Raw genomic sequence first — 16,896 nt, forward strand, 5'->3', positions numbered from 1 at the left:
CTTTAGATTATATTGGAAATTATACCATAAAAACTTGACATTTTACACCAATCAAAGTATAATAATTCAATAAGTGGTTTTAAAAGTTTAATTATGCATTATTATATCGATATAAGGCATTTATACAAGGTAAAAAAGGGAGTAGATATAAGTTGCAGTATTTTATGTAAATCATTTGCACATTAAAACATTTTATTGGGGGTGATTTAAATGAATAAAGCTACAAAAATTAAATATAGAAAAAAGGTTAGGGATAAATATTTAACACCTAAATTATATGAACTTGGATACTCAAAATCTAACATAAAATACAATTCTAAATTATTGATAGAAAAAGGAAGAAGGAAGGTTTTTATTAGAGCTGATATGTCAGTAGAATTAAATAGTAATCCAGCTATTATAATAGCTGTTAGGTATAATGATGAAGAGATAACTGATTATTTAAAGGGTAGAATGTTGGCTTATGCTAGATTATTAGATAATCCAGCTCCAATTATAGTAATTACTAATGGCATAGAAACAAAGGTTTATGATGTTTATACAGGAAAAAATATAGAAGAGATCCCATCTAAAGATAAATTAAATAAATTAATCTTAACAAGTAAAATTGATCAAAGAATGAAAGACGAGGCTTTAGATAACATCTTCTCTTTGATTTCTTTATGGGATAAAACAGAACAAAAGAGTCCTTATCACTTTAAAGATATTAGAGCTTATGATGATCCTAATGAAAATACTCCTTTCACAACAGACTTATTTCATGACTATAACTATTTTCCTGATATTCCTAATTCAATTGATGAGGTTTCAATTCGAGTTAGTAGTAAAAGAAATTTAGTAGATAAAGTATATTTATATTATACAACTGACGGAAGTAATACTTGTTATAAACAAGAACAAGCTAAAAATGTGACTAAAATAGATTTAGAAAAGAAGTATACTGAAATAGCTCCTAACAATAACATATTAATTGATTGGTGGGAATGTAAAATACCAGCACAAAGTGATGGAACTATTGTTAAGTATTTAATACAAGGTTATGATAGCGAAGCAGATAAATTATACTTTACTGAACAGGAGCAAAGTACACTAAAAGGAACAACTAAATTTTCATATTTAGTAGATAATTATTCAACACCAAATTGGGCTAAGGAAGCAATAGTTTATGAAATCTTTGTGGATCGCTTTTATCAGGGTAATTCTAATGAAGATTATAGAGTAAATAATTGTTATAAAAGTTATCAAGGTGGTAACTTACAAGGAGTTATTGATAAATTAGATTATATTAGCGATTTAGGTGTAAATGCTATCTGGTTAACTCCCTTCTATAGTAGTGAAGGTTATCATGGTTATCATATTAAAGATTATTTAAAGGTTGATTATCGTTTTGGTGATAATAAATTACTAAAAGAATTAGTAGATAAGGCTCATCAATATGACTTAAAGGTTATTTTTGATTTTGTTCCCAATCACTGTTCTAATCAACATCCTTTTTTTCAAGAAGCGCAAAGAAGTAAGGATAGTCTGTATTATGATTGGTTTATCTTTTATAATTGGCCAGAGGATTATGAAGCTTTTTGTGGGATTAAGGAATTACCAAAATTAAATACTAATAATCCTAGTGTACGTGATTATTTGATTAATCAGGTAGCTATAAAATTAATACAAGAATATGATATTGATGGAATTAGAATTGATCATATAGAAGGTCTTTCTCATGATTTCTGGGTAGAATTTAGAAAAACGATCAAAGAATTTAGTCCAGACACCTATATTTTTGGAGAAGTTTGGCAAGGTCCTGGAATTACTAAAAAATATACAAGTCAATTAGATGGTTGTTTCGATTTTGCTTTAGTGTGGTCTTTTAGAGAATTATTTATTTATGGTAGCAAAAACATTTCAGAATTTAAAGAAGATTTAGATTATTTAGATGAGGTTTATCCACAAGAATTTAATATAGGAAGATTTTTAGATAATCATGATATGAATCGTTTTTTATGGGAAGCAGAAGGTGAAAAACAAAGGCTTAAATTAGCAGCTGTTTGTCAATTTACTCTACGAGGAACCCAGTTTATTTATTATGGAACTGAAGTAGGTTTGTCTCAAGACAGAGACTGTCGTGATGATAATACTGGAGATATTATTTATGATTATTCACGTAAATTTATGCATTGGGGAGAAGAACAAGATAAAGAATTATATGATTTCTATCGAAATTTATGTAAGATTAGAAGAAATAATAAAGCACTATCTCTTGGTAAGAGAAAAGACTTAGTAGTAGATGATGATACGGGGATTTTTATTTATTCTAAAATATATAATCAACAACAATTAATAATTATATTAAATACTAAAGATAAGACAAATAAAATAAATCTTAATCTAGAAGGATTAAAAGTAAAATCTAAAACAAACTTAGTAGATTTATTATCACTTAAGGAGTATAAAGTTAAAGGTGGTAGATTAGAGTTAACTTTAGATAATTTAACAGGAGCTATTTTGAAGTAATCACGTTTTTATTAAATTTTATAAATCAGGAGGAATAGAAATGGAGTCTTTGGGGGGAAAAACAATAATTGATTTATTTGAAGAACAAGTTCAAAAAACTCCAGATAGAATAGCTTTAATCTATAAAGAAGACAGTTTAAGTTATAGGGAATTGAATAAAAAAGCAAAAAAGGTAGCTATAAATCTTAGAAAGCATCAGGTTAAACCAAATGATATTGTAGCTATAATGATAGATAGATCTATAGATATGATTATCTCTATTTTAGGGGTATTAAAGTCAGGGGCAGCTTATTTACCAATTGATATTAATTACCCTAAGGAGAGAAAAGATTATATTTTTGCTGATAGTAGGGCCAAAGTTTTGTTGACAGAGAGTAATTTAAAGCAGGAAATAGATTTTAAAGGACAAGTAATCAAGGTTGATAAAATTGCTCAACAATCTTTAATAGATTCAAAGCTAGATAAAGTTAATAGCCCTTCAGATTTGGCATATATAATTTATACTTCTGGAACAACTGGACAACCTAAAGGGGTTATGATAGAGCATCATAGTGTGATTAATTTAGTGCAGAATTTTAAAAATAAAGTATATGATAGATATAATCAGCCTTTGAAGGTAGGATTTTTATCTCCTTATGTCTTTGATGCATCAATAAAGCAGATTTTTCCTTGTTTATTATTGGGGCATACGTTAGTCATTGTTCCCGAAAGTGCTAGATTAGATGGGAATAAATTAATAGATTATTACAATCAACATAAAGTAGATATTTCTGATGGAACTCCTACTCATTTATCTATCTTATTTGAAGTGCTCTCTAATAATAAAGATCAAAATATATCTATTCAACATTTTATTATTGGAGGAGAAGCTTTATCAATTAACTTAGTAGAAGATATTTTTGCTACAGTAGATAATTTTAATTTGATAATTACAAATGTTTATGGTCCAACTGAATGTTGTGATGTAAGCACTTTGTTTTCTATCGACTCCAATATTATAGATGATTTAGAAGATATTCCAATTGGATTTCCTTTGCAAAATGTTAATGTTTATATTGTAGACCAGAATTTAAAGGAAGTAGCTCAAGGAGAATATGGGGAAATTATTATAGGAGGGCTAGGGTTAGCACGAGGCTATTTAAATAAAGCGACTTTAACACAAGAGAAGTTTATAGAATCTACTTTTAAAACAGGAGAAAGAATATATAAAACAGGAGATCAAGGAAGAATTTTAAAAGATGGTAGTTTAGAGTTTAAAGGACGATTAGATCATCAGGTTAAAATTAGAGGATTTAGAATAGAATTAGGAGAAATAGAAAAAAATTTACTAGAGCATAAATCTATTAAAGAGGCAGTTGTAACTGATATTAAACAGGATAAACAAGAAAAGTATTTATGTGGATATATTGTTACAAAAAAATCTTTAAATATTGAAGAGATTAGAAGATATTTAACAAAGAAATTACCTGACTATATGATTCCGCAGTACTTTGTATTTTTAGATAAAATTCCCGTAACTAATAATGGTAAGTTGAAAAGGAAAAAATTACCTAAACCTGATACAAAGGCAGTGCTTACTACAAATTATGTTAGTCCTCGTAATAGTGTAGAAAAGAAGTTAGTTGAGATATGGCAAGACATATTGGGCGTAGAAGAGATAGGAATAGAAGATGATTTTTTTGTTTTAGGTGGTACTTCTTTAAAAGCTATTAAGATTTTGGTACAGGCTAACAAATATCAAATTCCTATTTCAGTTAAAGATATTTTAGAAAATAAGACAGTTAAAAATATTATTGATAAAATACCACAAGGAAAATTAGAGATACTTAAAAGTAAAGCAGAGGTAGCTGCTACAGCCTTAAAAGAAAGAGATAATAGAGTTTATAATAAAAAATTTAAGCCAGATAGTTATTATGAACCTTATTATGGGTGTATAGCAGGGGCTTTATTAGAAAAATTAAAGTATGAAAATGATCTTTCTATCAAAAAACATTTTGTTCCAATCGGTCTAAAGAATGCAATTTTAAATTATGGCTTTGTAAATGATTCAACATTAGCTAATGAATTAATTTATAGGGAATTACCATCAGAAAAGATTATGGAGTTAGGATCTATTTTAGATTATTTAGATATTAGAATGGATAAAGTTTCCTTTTCTTCTTTAGAAGAAGGGTTAAAGTATTGTGAACAAGAATTGAGTAAAGATAAATTAGTCTTAGCTTTAGGTGCTACTTATTATCTTAATTATACTCCAGATTATAAATTAGATGAAGAAGAATTTGCAAAGAATTTTAACGTTTTTGGTAATGATGAAATAGCTATTTTTCAAGATAATGAGATTCACAATCATGCTTTTTTAGTAGTTGACAATATTGATAATCAATACCTTGTTTATGATGTAACTTATGATTATTTTGGTGCAATTTCAGCAAGTGATTTTAAGAAATCCTTTAGTGGGAATAAAGAGATTAACTTTATAGATAAATATTTTCCACACAAAAAAGATATCCCTTATCAAATAATCAATGTAGATACAACTAATTTAAAAAAATATAAAATGGAAGATATCGGAAGGTATATTTTACAGCAACATATTGATTTATACTTATCTGCTAAAGAAAAAGAGGTGCAAGGACCTACTAATAAGTTTAGCTTTTATTTTGGATTAAGGGTATTTAAAGAAATAGCAAATAAAATAGATAAGTGTATAAATTATGAAAAAAATTATGATCAAATTAAAACACTATTATTATCTGCTTTAAATTCTTGGCATTTTAAGTATGATTATATAGTAAAGTTTTTATTAGATTATTCTGAATATCAGCAGATACCTAAAGATATCATAGATAACTTGATACAATGTCAAAAAAAGTTCGAGATTTTACAGCCAAATAACAAAGTAACTAAAGAATATCTTAGTAAAGTTAATAAAGAATTACTTAACATATATAATGAACAAAAGGAATTATTTAAAGAGTTAAAGTATATTATCAAATAAAGGAGGAAGTTAGATGAAAAAGGGAGAGTCTGATCCATTTAATAAAATTATAAATAGAGTTTATAATAAGAGCTTTAAACCAGATATATCTTATGAATCACATTATGGTTGTGTAGCAGGAGCTTTATTAGAAAAGTTAAAATATGAACATAATCTTTCTATTAAAAAACATTTTATCCCAATTGGTCTAAAGAATGCAATTTTAAATTATGGCTTTGTAAATGATTCAACAATAGCTGATGAATTAACTTATAGAGAGTTAATGTCCGAAAATATTATGGAGTTAGGATCTATATTAGATTATTTAAATATTAGAATGGATACAGTTGTATTTTCTTCTTTAGAAGAAGGGTTAAAGTATTGTAAGCAAGAATTAAGTGAAGGTAGAGTAGTTTTGGCTTTGGGTACTACTTATTATCTTGATTATACCCCAGATTATAAATTAGATAAAGAAGAATTTGAAAAGAATATTAATTTTTTTGGTAATGATGAAATAGCTATTTCTGAAAATAAAGAGGGTAATAATCATGCTTTTTTAGTTATTGACATCATTAATGATAAATATCTTGTTTATGACGCAAGTTATGATTATTTTGGTAAAATTTCAGCAAGTGATTTTAAGAAATGCTTTAGTGGAAATAAAGAGGTTGACTTTATAGATGAATATTTTCCACATAAAAAAGATGTTCCTTATCAAATAATCAATGTGGATACAACTAATTTAAAAAGGTGTGGAATGAAGGAGCTTGGGAGGTATATTTTACAGGAAAACATTGATGTATACTTATCTGCTAAAGAAAAAGAGGTGCAAGGACCTACTAATAAATTTAGCTTTTATTTTGGATTAAGGGTATTTAAAGAAATAGCAAATAAGATAGATAAGTATATAGATTATCAAGAAAATTATGATCAACTCAAAATACTATTATCATCTGCGTTAAATTCTTGGCATTTTAAGTATAAATATCTAGTAAGTTTTTTATTAGATTATTCTAAATATCAGCAAATACCTAAAGATATTATTAATGCTTTTGTGGAGTGTCAAGAAAAGTTTGAGATTTTACAGCCAAATAATAAAATTACCAAACAATATCTTAGTAAAGTTAATAAAGAATTACTAAATATATATAATGAACAGAGGGAATTATTTGAAGAGTTAAAATCACTTATTAAATAAAGGGGGAGTTAAGATGAAAAAGGTAGCGTTTTATCCATTTAATAAAATTACAAGAGGATTAATTAAATTTAGTGATTTATTAGACTTTGAAATAGCTTCAGTAGTAGATTTTGGATTTTATAAAGAAGAAGGATTTAGAGAAGGAGATGAGTACTTTGAAGATATCTGTATCACAGCCTCTTTAACAAAAGCTTTAGCAGATGTAGATACCCTTATCTTAAATGGAGAAGGTGTTTCTATGGAGGGAATGAAGGATTTTTATGCAACTGGAGGATTAAAAGAGAAGTGGAAAGAACTAATTAAATTTGCTGACCAAAAGGGAATCGAAATAATTAATATCCATAAAGTAGAAGATGAAGAATTAAGAATGTGGCTACAAGAAAAAGATATTGCCATTAATAATTATGATAAAAGCAGGGAGTATATTCAAAAATATATAACAGAAGCTGAAAAATTAGATGTTGCTGATAAGATAACAAAGATAGGAATTTATGCTACAAGAGGTTGTATTGGCAAATTTACTACTCAAATGACTTTATTAAGGTCTTTAAAAGAAGCTAATGAGAAGGTTGGAGCAATTATTACAGAACCAACATCATATTTATTTAATCAATATGATGGAGATTATTTAAGATTAAACGTTAAAGGTCACCCCCTTGATGCTATTCAATATATGTCAGCAACAGCTAAGTATGCAGAAAAGGATGGTAAGGAATATTTATTATTTTCTGATCAACAAAGTTTAACTGGGAATGTAGAAACACTTAATATGGTATTATATAAGGTTGGTATGTTAAAAGAATTTAATCCAGACATTATATTATTAATTGTAGGATATGACGATGATGATGTAATTGAAGAATGTTTAAATGTTTTGCAGGTGTATTCTGATACCAAGAAACCTTTAGCTTTAATGTTACCAGATTGTGTACAGGTTAAGTATGGACAATATAAAAAGAAGAGCCCTAAAGAGATTGAAGAGAGAAAAAAAGAATTAAAGGAGAAGTTTGCTATAGAAAATATAGAATTAATAAAAGATATTGATAATATTAGAGATTTAATTACTAATCAATAGATAATTAAAAAGAGAGGTTTTAAAGTGATGACATCTAAGATAGAGAAAAAACAGAAAAATAATAGTCAATCTATTAAGAAGATAAATTATAAGCAAAACTTTATATTAATGATTTTAGGGAGATTGGTATCACAATTAGGTACTTCTATATTCTCCTTTGCTTTAAGTCTTTATGTACTAGATCTTACTGGATCAGCAGGTGCTTTTTCAATGGTATTAAGTTTTTCAATTATTCCTAATGTGATATTAAATATCTTTGGTGGAGTATTTGTAGATAGAAATAATAAAAAGAAAATCATTGTGGGTGCTGATATTTTAAGTGGTATTTTTGTATTAGTCTTTATGTCAATTTTTTATTTAAATGATAAAAATATTATCATTCTAATAATTTGTAATATGTTATTAGCATCTATACAATGTATTTTTAACCTTGCTATGAATGCCTCAATTTCAAATATAGTAAAAAAAGAACAGGTTCCAAAGTTGAATTCTGTATTTACTGCTACAGGATCTATTATTAATATCATTGGACCTATCTTAGGCGCTATTGCTTATACCGTATTAGGAATGAATGTTATTTTTTGGCTTAATAGTATTTCTTTTATTCTTTCTGGTATTTCTGAGTTATTTATTACTTTCATTCAAAAGAAGAATAGTGGAGAGGTTAGTACTATAGAACAAAATTACCTTAATGATTTTAAAAAGATATTAATATATTTAAAGAAAGCTAAAACAGTTAGGTTTTTACTTATATTTAATAGTACTATTTTATTAATCTTTAGTCCGATGTGGGCTGTAGTGGTTCCCTACATTACTTATAATGTCATTAACGTATCAGAAATACAACTTTCAATTGTGAAAGGTTCTTTAGCTGCAGGAGCTGTTATTGGTTCAGTTATTATATCCTATATTTCTGCAGAAACTACTACTAAATTATTAAAAAGAATATTTACTTTAGTAAGTATACAAGCTGTTTTTATTATTTTATTAGTTATACCTAATTTATTTCTTGATTATGATCCATCTAAATGGATTACTACCTTAGCCTTTAGTTTATTATTAAGTGTTAATGGAGTTATTACTGTGGTTTGTGCAGTTCCATTAAATAGTTATTTTCAAATAACTGTTCCAGAAGGTTTAAGAGGTAAATTTTTTGGGGTTATGAGTACGACAACATCTTTAGCTGCTGTAGTAGGGATGTGGATTTATGGTGCTTTTTTAGAAACAATGGATTGGTATAAAATAATTGTTTTTTCAGGAGTAATTGTTTTAACTGCAATGTTATACTTGATACATAATCAACAAAGTGATGAATTAGAATTAAAGTATCAAGAGCAGGAAATTGAGAGTCAAGGTGGGTTGTTATAGATAAAAAAAGCGAGCTACAGTTTTAAAACTGTAGCTCGCTTTTTTTATTTGAGCAGTATAATTAAGTCTTCTATATATTTTTGTTTGTTTATAGTTTTGCTTATATATATTGTAAATTATAGATATTTTTAAAATTTTAATCTAATAAAAAAATTTTTGTTGATAATATTGACAATTGAAATATATTGGATATAATATGACTATAAGGTCATATGACTACTAAGTCATATAGATAATTTAAGGGGGAATAAAGATGCCAAAGGAAACATTCTTTAATTTACCAGAGGAGAAGCGAAGAAGAATAATTGATGCTGCAATTAATGAGTTTGCTAATTATTCCTTTTATAAATCAAGTATTAATCGTATTGTGGAGAGGGCCCAGATAGCTAAAGGAAGTTTTTATCAGTATTTTTCGGGGAAGAAGGATTTATATAAGCATATAATAGATCTTGTTGGAGAAAGAAAATTAGATTATTTTGGTGATTTTATAAATAATCTAGACAGCCTTGAATTCTTTCAACTTTTAAGAGAACTTTATGTTAGAGGAATTAAATTTACTAAGGAAAATCCTAAATTCCAAGCTATAGGAGAGAACTTTATCAAGACAGAGAATGAGGCTTTAAAAAGAGAGATCTATGGAGAGGCAAGTAAGAGGAGTGATGATTTTTTTGAGAAGATATTAGTTATGGGCAGAGAGAAAGGGGATATAAACCCTAATCTAGATTTGAAATTGACCTCTTTTCTCTTAACAAAATTAAATTTTGCTATATCAGATTATCTTTTTGAGAATATAGATAGAGAGGGTGAGGTTAGTATGGAGGATATCTATGATGAGTTATTACCATTAGTTGATAAATTTATATATATTCTAGAGAATGGAATAGGGATAAGGGATAAGGGATAAGGGATAAGGGATAAGGGATAAGGGAATATTGGTATTTTAATAACAATGTTATGTTTTATTCAATATTCTTTATGTACTGTTAATTGATTTTAAAATAAGGGGGTATGGATAATGTCATTATTAGAACTTACAGAGGTAAAGAAGATTTATAGACAGGGAGAGATTGAGGTAGAGGCTTTGAGAGGGGTTGATTTGACGGTAGATAAGGGTGAATTCACTACAGTCTTTGGCCCGTCTGGTTCTGGGAAGACTACTTTATTGAATTTAATCGGGGCTTTAGATAAGCCCAGCAGTGGTACAGTAGTAATAAATGGTGAGAGTATTGGAGAGATGGACAAGAATGGTTTGGCTATATTACGTAGGTACCATATAGGCTTTATATTTCAAAGCTATAACTTAATTCCCGTACTTACAGCTTATGAGAATGTAGAGTTTGCTTTAAAGATTGCCAAAGGAAATGAGGGAGAAGAGACAAAGGAGAAAGTTACAAAAATATTAGAACAGGTTGGCTTAGGTAATATGTTAGATAGAAGGCCCAATGAGCTCTCTGGTGGACAGAAGCAGAGAGTAGCAATAGCTAGGGCTTTGGTTAAAGAACCCAAACTTGTTTTGGCTGATGAGCCTACGGCAAATCTTGATTCTAAGACCAGTAAAGAGGTATTAGAGTTAATGCTTAAGATGAATCAAGAATTAGATACTACTTTTATTTTTTCTACTCATGATTCAATGGTAATGGAATATGCTAGTCGTTTACTTGAAATTCGTGATGGTCAGATTTCTCGTGAAGAGAGGAGGGAGTAATATGTATCTTTTTAAGATTGCAGCTAGAAATTTATTTAGAAGAAAGAAAAGAATGTTTATTATTTCTAGTATCTTAGCTTTAGCAGTAATAACCTTTTTACTTATAGATTCTTTTATGATTGGGATGATGGATTTATCTTTTGGAAATGTAATTGATTTTGAGACACCACATATAGAGATAGGGCGAGAGGAATTTTTTATTCAAGCTGATGATGGTCAAGAATTACCTTTAGAAGAAACTTTTATTCCTGAGAAATATATGTTAGAAGAGATAAAGGCTAGTGATGGTTTTTTAGCTGTGACACCTGTTTTAGATTTTTCAGCTAGTTTTATTGCTGGTAGAGAAGAATTTCCTGTCTTAGTTCGTTCTATAGAAACAGATAGTTTTGGTGGAGTATTTAAAAATGAAGATTATTTAGTGGAAGGAGAGTTTGTTGAAGCAGGAGATTCTGGGGTAGTGATTGGAAATCAAATGGCAGAATTTTTCGACTTAGAGATTGGAGATTTTTACACTTTGCGTTTTCAAGATAAAAATGGATATTTTAGTACTATTGAAGGTGAAGTAAGAGGAATTACTACTACACCACATCCACAGATGAATATGGGGGTTGTATTTGTTGCTCGTGATTATGCAGTTAGTCGGCTTGGAGTTGAAGAAGATAATATAAGTCAATTGATGGTTAGGGTAGAAAATCGAGATTTAGCTCTTAGTAGTGCTCAAAGTTTGGCCAATAAATTTAAGAATACAGATTACCAAGTTCGTTCTTATCGAGATGCCTCGGAAATGTTAGTTTCGCTTGAAGCTTGGGGTTATTTAGAGACTTATTTTATTTTAGCTCTTATTTTAATAGTAGGAGCAATCGGGATTATTAATACAATTGTTTTATCAGCTTTAGAAAGGATAGAAGAAATAGGAATGATGAAGGCAATGGGATTAAAAGTAAATCAGATTGTTCGTGTCTTTTTATTAGAGGCTGCTGGCATTGGAGTAATTGGAGGATTAGTTGGCTGTATTATATCGGCGTTAATTAATCATTTTTTTGTAAATTATGGTCTTGATTTAGATTTATATTTAGATGCAGAGTCTATGGGATTACCGATTTCAGGTAGACTTTATGGTGTCTGGAATGCTTCATCTTTTCTATTAATTTTTATTTTGGTAATTTTAATTGCCTTAATTGCTAGTATAATTCCTTCGTATTGGGCAGCTAGGAAAGATCCTGTTGATGCAATACACCATAGATAGTTCAGCAATCAGTAATGAGTGATGAGTTAAGTTCTTTAATTCTTAATTTTTAACTCTTAATTTTTAATTAAAAAAGTGGGGTGAAAGGATGTATTTATTAAAGATTGCTTGGCGTAATTTGACTCGTAATAAGCTTCGTACTTTAATTTCTGTTTTGGCAGTTACTGCTGTAGTGATGATTGTTATTTTTTCCCGGGGATTAACAGTAGCTTTTACAGAATCAAGTTTTAGTATGTATATTGATAATAACTTTGGTCATGTTAGAATTACAGATGAAGAATATAAACTAAGGGAAATTTTATTATCCCTAGATTATACTGTAGATGGTTTTGATGGTTCTGGGGCAGATGAAATGATTAGTCGAATTGAAGAAAATAAGCTTGTTGAACATGTACTTCCTAGAATTAGATTTGGAGCGATGGCCAGTATTGATGATAATTTGATAAGAATGATTGGGGTAGGGGTTGACCTTAGTAGAGAAATTAATTATGGTGCTTTAGCAGATGATGTTAAAAGAGGAAGGATGCCTAAGAGCGGAAATGAGATTTTAGTAGGGCAGGGTTTATTAGAAGATTTAGAGACAGAGATTGGCGATAGAGTAACTTTAATGTTTTCTGATGCTTATCAGTCTTTACAGGGACGTACTTTTGAGGTTGTAGGTATAAGAGAAACAGGGGTAGGAGAGTTAGATGATAATTTCTTTTACTTATCCTTAGAAACTGTCCAGGATATATTATGGCTTCATGATGAAGCAACTGAAATATTAGTTTTTACTTCTGATGCACGTAGAGCAGATGATTTACAGGCTGAGATGGATGCTTTATTAACAGAAAAAGGTGCAGGTAATTATTCAGCTGTAGTTTGGAATGAAGCTGATCCAATGATAGAAATTTATGATGAAGTGGTTGATCTTATGAATTTTGCTTATGTTCTTTTTATTATAATGGGAACTGTTGTGGTAGTTAGTACCTTGACTATGATTATTAGAGAGAGAACTTCAGAGATAGGTATGATGGCTGCTTTAGGACTTAAAAGCAAAGAAATTATGAAAATTTTTGTTTTAGAGGGTGGTTTTATTGGATTGATAGGTAGTCTTTTAGGGGTAGTTGGAGGGGGAATAATTACTTTCTACTATTCAAAAGTAGGGCTTCATGTAGAAGCTTTTGCTGAATCAATAGGTGAAATGGATCTCTTAGTTGAGCCAGTTTTTTATGTTGGTTTTAGTTTTGAAAATTTAATTGTCAGTTTTATTTTAGGAGTTTTAATTGTAACTTTTGCTTGTTTTTATCCAGCTCGTAAGGCAGCTAAGTTAGAGCCAGTTGATGCTTTGCATTATATTGATGAGTAATGAAGGAGGAATTAATAATGAGAAAAAAATTATGGTATCTTTTATTAATAGGCGGATTAATTTTATTTATAGGAGTAAGTTCTAATTTTGTTTTAGCAGAAGGTTTAACGGCGACGGAGATAATGGAGCGGGTTGATGACAATGAGTATATTGAATCTGCTCGAATGGAAGCGAAGATGATAATTGAAGATAGAGGTAGAAAAAGGGTTAATGAATTTTACTCTTATCTCCAAGGAGAAAATAGTCTAAGTGAATTTACTAATCCTAGAGATAGGGGGACTAGATATCTTAAGCTAGGTAATGACTTATGGATGTATTTCCCTGCTGCTGAAGATTTAGTTAGTATTTCTGGACATATGATGCGAGATGGAATGATGGGGAGTGATTTTTCATATGAAGATTCTGTGGAATCGCAACAGTTGTCAGAGCTTTACCATTTTGAGTTAAAAGGTGAAGAGATTATTAATGGTGGAGAAACTTATGTTATCTTAGCTACTGCCCGTGAGGGTGAAGATGTCTCCTATTATCAAAGAAAGATTTGGGTTGATCAGGAACGTTTTGTAATGTTAAGAGGAGAGTATTTTAGTACTAGTGGGAGATTGCTTAAGGAGATGGAAGTTAAAGAAGTTCAAGAGTTTAGAGATGGACGATATTTTCCGATTGAAGTTGTGATGAATGATAAATTAAGGCAAGGAAGTAGAACTACTATGAAGGTTACAGAGATTGATTTCGATTATGATATTCCAGAAGGTAAGATATCGTTAGAAACGCTTAATTAGTTGATAGTTAGGTTCAAAAGCATAAGAGTAGTTTGTTGTAAAGATTTTGATTTAAACTATTAACTATTAAAATTGGAGGTGAAAAGATTGAACTTTCAAAGTAAAGTTAAAATTTTTTTGATAGTATTTATTTTATTATTAACTTTAATTGTTAATTTAAAAAGTGTAAAAGCAGTTGAGATCGGCGGAGAGTTAGAGATAGGTAGTGGTTTATCATATAGCGATGATTTAAAAGCAGAATTTTATGGACAAGGAGAGTTCGAATTATTTTTACCCCAATCTTCTATCGTAGAACCTAGGTTAGTCTTTCAAACATCATTAGCAGATGATAGAGTAAATTCTGATATTAAGTATATGTATATTCGGCATAGAAAAGATGGAAATCATCTTACAGTTGGTCGGCAACCTGTTTCTTGGTCTTATGGAGCGATGATTAATCTTTTAGATTATGGGTTAGGAATAGATGGGTTGGCCGATGAGACGATTAGGCCAGGGATTGATGGTTTGCGTTATCATTATTCTTTAGGTGAAGGGCGAAACATACAATTAGTTACTTCTTTTTCTGAATTTTCTAGAGTTGAGTTAGATGAATTAGGTTATGGAGGTAGACTCCGCTTGCCAGGAAGTGGTTATGATTTAAGTTTTAACTTGGCCTATCAGCCACTTGGAAAAGATAATTTATTGCGTACGGGAATGACTTATAATAAGGACATTGGTGATATTGGCACATATGGTTCATTAGGTTATTTTTATAAGCAAGATCGAGAGATAGATGATATAATGCTTCAACTTGGGATGGATTATAGTTGGATAGTCGGTGGGGATAATGGTTATGGAGGAAGACAGTTGATTTTACAGGCAGAGTACTTTAGATTTTTAAAGAATAATTTAAATGCTAGTATAATGAGCAAATTAATGATTGGTGGAGGAGAAGCGGAAGGGGCAGGAAGCGGATTAGAAACTGTATTGCTAAGCAATAGAGATTTATTAACACTTAATCTTTCTACTAGCTTAGATTATTTTTCTGATTTAGGACTTCTTCTAATGATAGAAACAAAAGATTGCAAGACAGTTTTAGCACCTTATTATAGTAGCGATTTAGGTGGAGGATTGGAAATGAGTATTGATGCAATGGTTTTAAGAGATAGTGGGGGTGATTTTTATTCTGGAATTTCTTCTAGTTTGAGTTATTATTTCTAATGGTTTATTTTGGAGGGCTTTTGGCCCTCTTTTTTTAAAATACTAGGAGGCTAACTATGAAGGATATTTTTAATAAAATTAATTTATTAAAAGCAAGATTGTATTTAGAAGGTGGAGAAAATATCATATTGGCTTTAAAAAATAACAGGGTAGTTGAAGAGAGCAGTTTTAAAGAGTAATAAAAAGATTTCTTTAATTAAGAAGATGAAAATTTATCTACTTAAGTTATTTATGTTGATACCTTTAAATAAAATCGATAAAATTGAAGAAAGTGATTCTAAAGTTAATAGGATTAATCTTTTTACTGCTGATAAGAAGAGTCAACTTATACCAGCGTCTTGCTTATAATACAATTGAGAAAGAAGCTAATGAAGAGATTAGAATTTACCATATGTTAATAATTAAAATTTAGGGAAAAATCTAAAATTAAAGATATGGAGTGATATATTATTTCAAAAAAGAAAATACTTTATTCAACTATTTTTATATTTATATTGACTGCTACAACTTTAGCTAATTTAACAAATAAAAATGAAATTACTACTAAAGATAATATAGAGGATAAAATTATAGAAATTGAGGTTGTAGCGGGCGAAGAATGGGAGCATAAACTTAGAATAATTAGATGGTTGCCTTTTATAAGAGTAACCAATCAACCTCAAATAGCAATTTGGATTGAGGATATAAATAAGCATTACTTAGAAACTTTATATGTAACAGAGAGTGCTGCTAAACAAAATTGGAGGAGAGTTCCAAGTGAAGTTATTCGTAGAAAAGAGATTAATCGTCCAGAAGCTTTACCTCATTGGACTCATCAAAGAAAAAGGTATGAAGATGAAGAATATTTAGCAACAAAAGCATATACTATACCTGATGTTGTTACATCTGCTACTCCTAAAGAAAGTTTTAGAATATCTAGTAAAGTAAAGACTCAAATTGAAGAAGTTATTATTAAGGTTGAAGTTAATCATTCTACCCACTTTAATGAATATTATAGTAAAGATATTAAAGAAGGAAATAAGTATTATAGTGGCGGAGAATGGGGGAGTGGACAGCCTGCAGTTATATATGCAGGAAGAATTAATTTTAATGATGATTTAAAAGAATATTCATTAAGGATTATTGGCCATAGTAGTCCTGATGGTCAAAGTGGAAGATTATATTCTGATATTTCCAAATTAACAACTGCTAAAGATATTCTTGAAGATATAATAGTAAAAGTAGAAGAATAATTTATAGAGGGAGGATAAATATAATTTTGTAAAAAGGAATAATAAAAGAAAGTTTAATTTAGCTATTTGAGCTACGTATTAACTTATATTATCAATTTTAGCTCCTTTACTGTTTTAAACTTAGGTGATGGTTATTTATTAACGTATGATTTTGATGAAAATTGGACGATAGCTGGTAGTAAAATTACAGGTGGACCATTAGAAAATCTTTATGGATTAGCTGTAACTGCTAGATTGAGTTTTGGATTTTAGGTTATAAT

At 29.3% G+C, this 16,896-nt stretch carries 14 protein-coding genes; all 14 read left to right on the forward strand.

All coding sequences use genetic code 11. The annotated features are described in order from the left end of the window. The first annotated feature begins 210 nt into the window (after window positions 1–210). The 14 genes from HALSAC_RS15360 (at window position 211) to HALSAC_RS0107985 (ending at window position 16,888) form a co-directional block, all read left to right on the forward strand. Entirely contained in the window at window positions 211–2,508 is a 2,298-nt protein-coding gene (locus tag HALSAC_RS15360) for an alpha-amylase family glycosyl hydrolase (RefSeq protein WP_051412135.1), read from the forward strand. A 40-nt stretch (window positions 2,509–2,548) separates the two neighbouring features. Beyond that, the gene (locus tag HALSAC_RS16445; protein WP_051412136.1) at window positions 2,549–5,506 is read left to right on the forward strand and encodes a non-ribosomal peptide synthetase; all 2,958 of its coding nucleotides are present in this window, start codon (window positions 2,549–2,551) and stop codon (window positions 5,504–5,506) included. Between the two features lie 13 nt (window positions 5,507–5,519). Then, window positions 5,520–6,683: a cysteine peptidase family C39 domain-containing protein gene (locus HALSAC_RS0107930; protein ID WP_027339822.1), complete on the forward strand. Its 1,164-nt coding sequence runs from the start codon at window positions 5,520–5,522 to the stop codon at window positions 6,681–6,683. 13 nt (window positions 6,684–6,696) lie between these two features. Further along, window positions 6,697–7,758, forward strand: a complete 1,062-nt coding sequence (locus tag HALSAC_RS0107935; protein WP_027339823.1) for an N-acetyltransferase DgcN family protein — start codon at window positions 6,697–6,699, stop codon at window positions 7,756–7,758. 27 nt (window positions 7,759–7,785) lie between these two features. Continuing rightward, complete coding sequence (locus HALSAC_RS0107940; RefSeq protein WP_156924160.1) at window positions 7,786–9,126, forward strand: MFS transporter; 1,341 nt, start codon at window positions 7,786–7,788, stop codon at window positions 9,124–9,126. Window positions 9,127–9,379: 253 nt separating this feature from the next. After that, entirely contained in the window at window positions 9,380–10,030 is a 651-nt protein-coding gene (locus tag HALSAC_RS0107945; protein ID WP_027339825.1) for a TetR/AcrR family transcriptional regulator, read from the forward strand. Window positions 10,031–10,141: 111 nt separating this feature from the next. Further along, the gene (locus HALSAC_RS0107950) at window positions 10,142–10,831 is read left to right on the forward strand and encodes an ABC transporter ATP-binding protein (protein ID WP_027339826.1); all 690 of its coding nucleotides are present in this window, start codon (window positions 10,142–10,144) and stop codon (window positions 10,829–10,831) included. Window position 10,832: 1 nt separating this feature from the next. Then, window positions 10,833–12,077: an ABC transporter permease gene (locus HALSAC_RS0107955; RefSeq protein ID WP_027339827.1), complete on the forward strand. Its 1,245-nt coding sequence runs from the start codon at window positions 10,833–10,835 to the stop codon at window positions 12,075–12,077. Window positions 12,078–12,165: 88 nt separating this feature from the next. After that, on the forward strand, window positions 12,166–13,425 hold the full coding sequence (locus HALSAC_RS0107960) for an ABC transporter permease (protein ID WP_027339828.1): 1,260 nt from the start codon (window positions 12,166–12,168) through the stop codon (window positions 13,423–13,425). Between the two features lie 17 nt (window positions 13,426–13,442). Beyond that, window positions 13,443–14,204 (forward strand): outer membrane lipoprotein-sorting protein, encoded by a 762-nt coding sequence (locus HALSAC_RS0107965; RefSeq protein WP_027339829.1) that lies wholly within the window; start codon window positions 13,443–13,445, stop codon window positions 14,202–14,204. 78 nt (window positions 14,205–14,282) lie between these two features. After that, entirely contained in the window at window positions 14,283–15,404 is a 1,122-nt protein-coding gene (locus tag HALSAC_RS0107970) for a hypothetical protein (RefSeq protein ID WP_211231322.1), read from the forward strand. Window positions 15,405–15,460: 56 nt separating this feature from the next. Further along, window positions 15,461–15,583 carry a hypothetical protein gene (locus HALSAC_RS17655; RefSeq protein WP_281172338.1) on the forward strand — a complete coding sequence of 41 codons (123 nt, stop codon included), beginning with the start codon at window positions 15,461–15,463 and terminating at the stop codon, window positions 15,581–15,583. A 315-nt stretch (window positions 15,584–15,898) separates the two neighbouring features. Then, window positions 15,899–16,636, forward strand: a complete 738-nt coding sequence (locus HALSAC_RS0107980; protein WP_051412137.1) for a hypothetical protein — start codon at window positions 15,899–15,901, stop codon at window positions 16,634–16,636. A gap of 66 nt (window positions 16,637–16,702) precedes the next feature. Next, entirely contained in the window at window positions 16,703–16,888 is a 186-nt protein-coding gene (locus tag HALSAC_RS0107985) for a hypothetical protein (protein WP_027339832.1), read from the forward strand. Window positions 16,889–16,896: the final 8 nt, after the last annotated feature.

The sequence above is a fragment of the Halonatronum saccharophilum DSM 13868 genome, assembly GCF_000517025.1.
Lineage (GTDB): Bacteria > Bacillota > Halanaerobiia > Halobacteroidales > Halobacteroidaceae > Halonatronum > Halonatronum saccharophilum.

What these genes read in the sequence shown, in the direction of transcription:
- HALSAC_RS15360 (WP_051412135.1), top strand. Translation starts at nt 211, where the DNA reads ATGAATAAAGCTACAAAAATTAAATATAGAAAAAAGGTTAGGGATAAA.
- HALSAC_RS16445 (WP_051412136.1), top strand. Translation starts at nt 2,549, where the DNA reads ATGGAGTCTTTGGGGGGAAAAACAATAATTGATTTATTTGAAGAACAA.
- HALSAC_RS0107930 (WP_027339822.1), top strand. Translation starts at nt 5,520, where the DNA reads ATGAAAAAGGGAGAGTCTGATCCATTTAATAAAATTATAAATAGAGTT.
- HALSAC_RS0107935 (WP_027339823.1), top strand. Translation starts at nt 6,697, where the DNA reads ATGAAAAAGGTAGCGTTTTATCCATTTAATAAAATTACAAGAGGATTA.
- HALSAC_RS0107940 (WP_156924160.1), top strand. Translation starts at nt 7,786, where the DNA reads ATGACATCTAAGATAGAGAAAAAACAGAAAAATAATAGTCAATCTATT.
- HALSAC_RS0107945 (WP_027339825.1), top strand. Translation starts at nt 9,380, where the DNA reads ATGCCAAAGGAAACATTCTTTAATTTACCAGAGGAGAAGCGAAGAAGA.
- HALSAC_RS0107950 (WP_027339826.1), top strand. Translation starts at nt 10,142, where the DNA reads ATGTCATTATTAGAACTTACAGAGGTAAAGAAGATTTATAGACAGGGA.
- HALSAC_RS0107955 (WP_027339827.1), top strand. Translation starts at nt 10,833, where the DNA reads ATGTATCTTTTTAAGATTGCAGCTAGAAATTTATTTAGAAGAAAGAAA.
- HALSAC_RS0107960 (WP_027339828.1), top strand. Translation starts at nt 12,166, where the DNA reads ATGTATTTATTAAAGATTGCTTGGCGTAATTTGACTCGTAATAAGCTT.
- HALSAC_RS0107965 (WP_027339829.1), top strand. Translation starts at nt 13,443, where the DNA reads ATGAGAAAAAAATTATGGTATCTTTTATTAATAGGCGGATTAATTTTA.
- HALSAC_RS17655 (WP_281172338.1), top strand. Translation starts at nt 15,461, where the DNA reads ATGAAGGATATTTTTAATAAAATTAATTTATTAAAAGCAAGATTGTAT.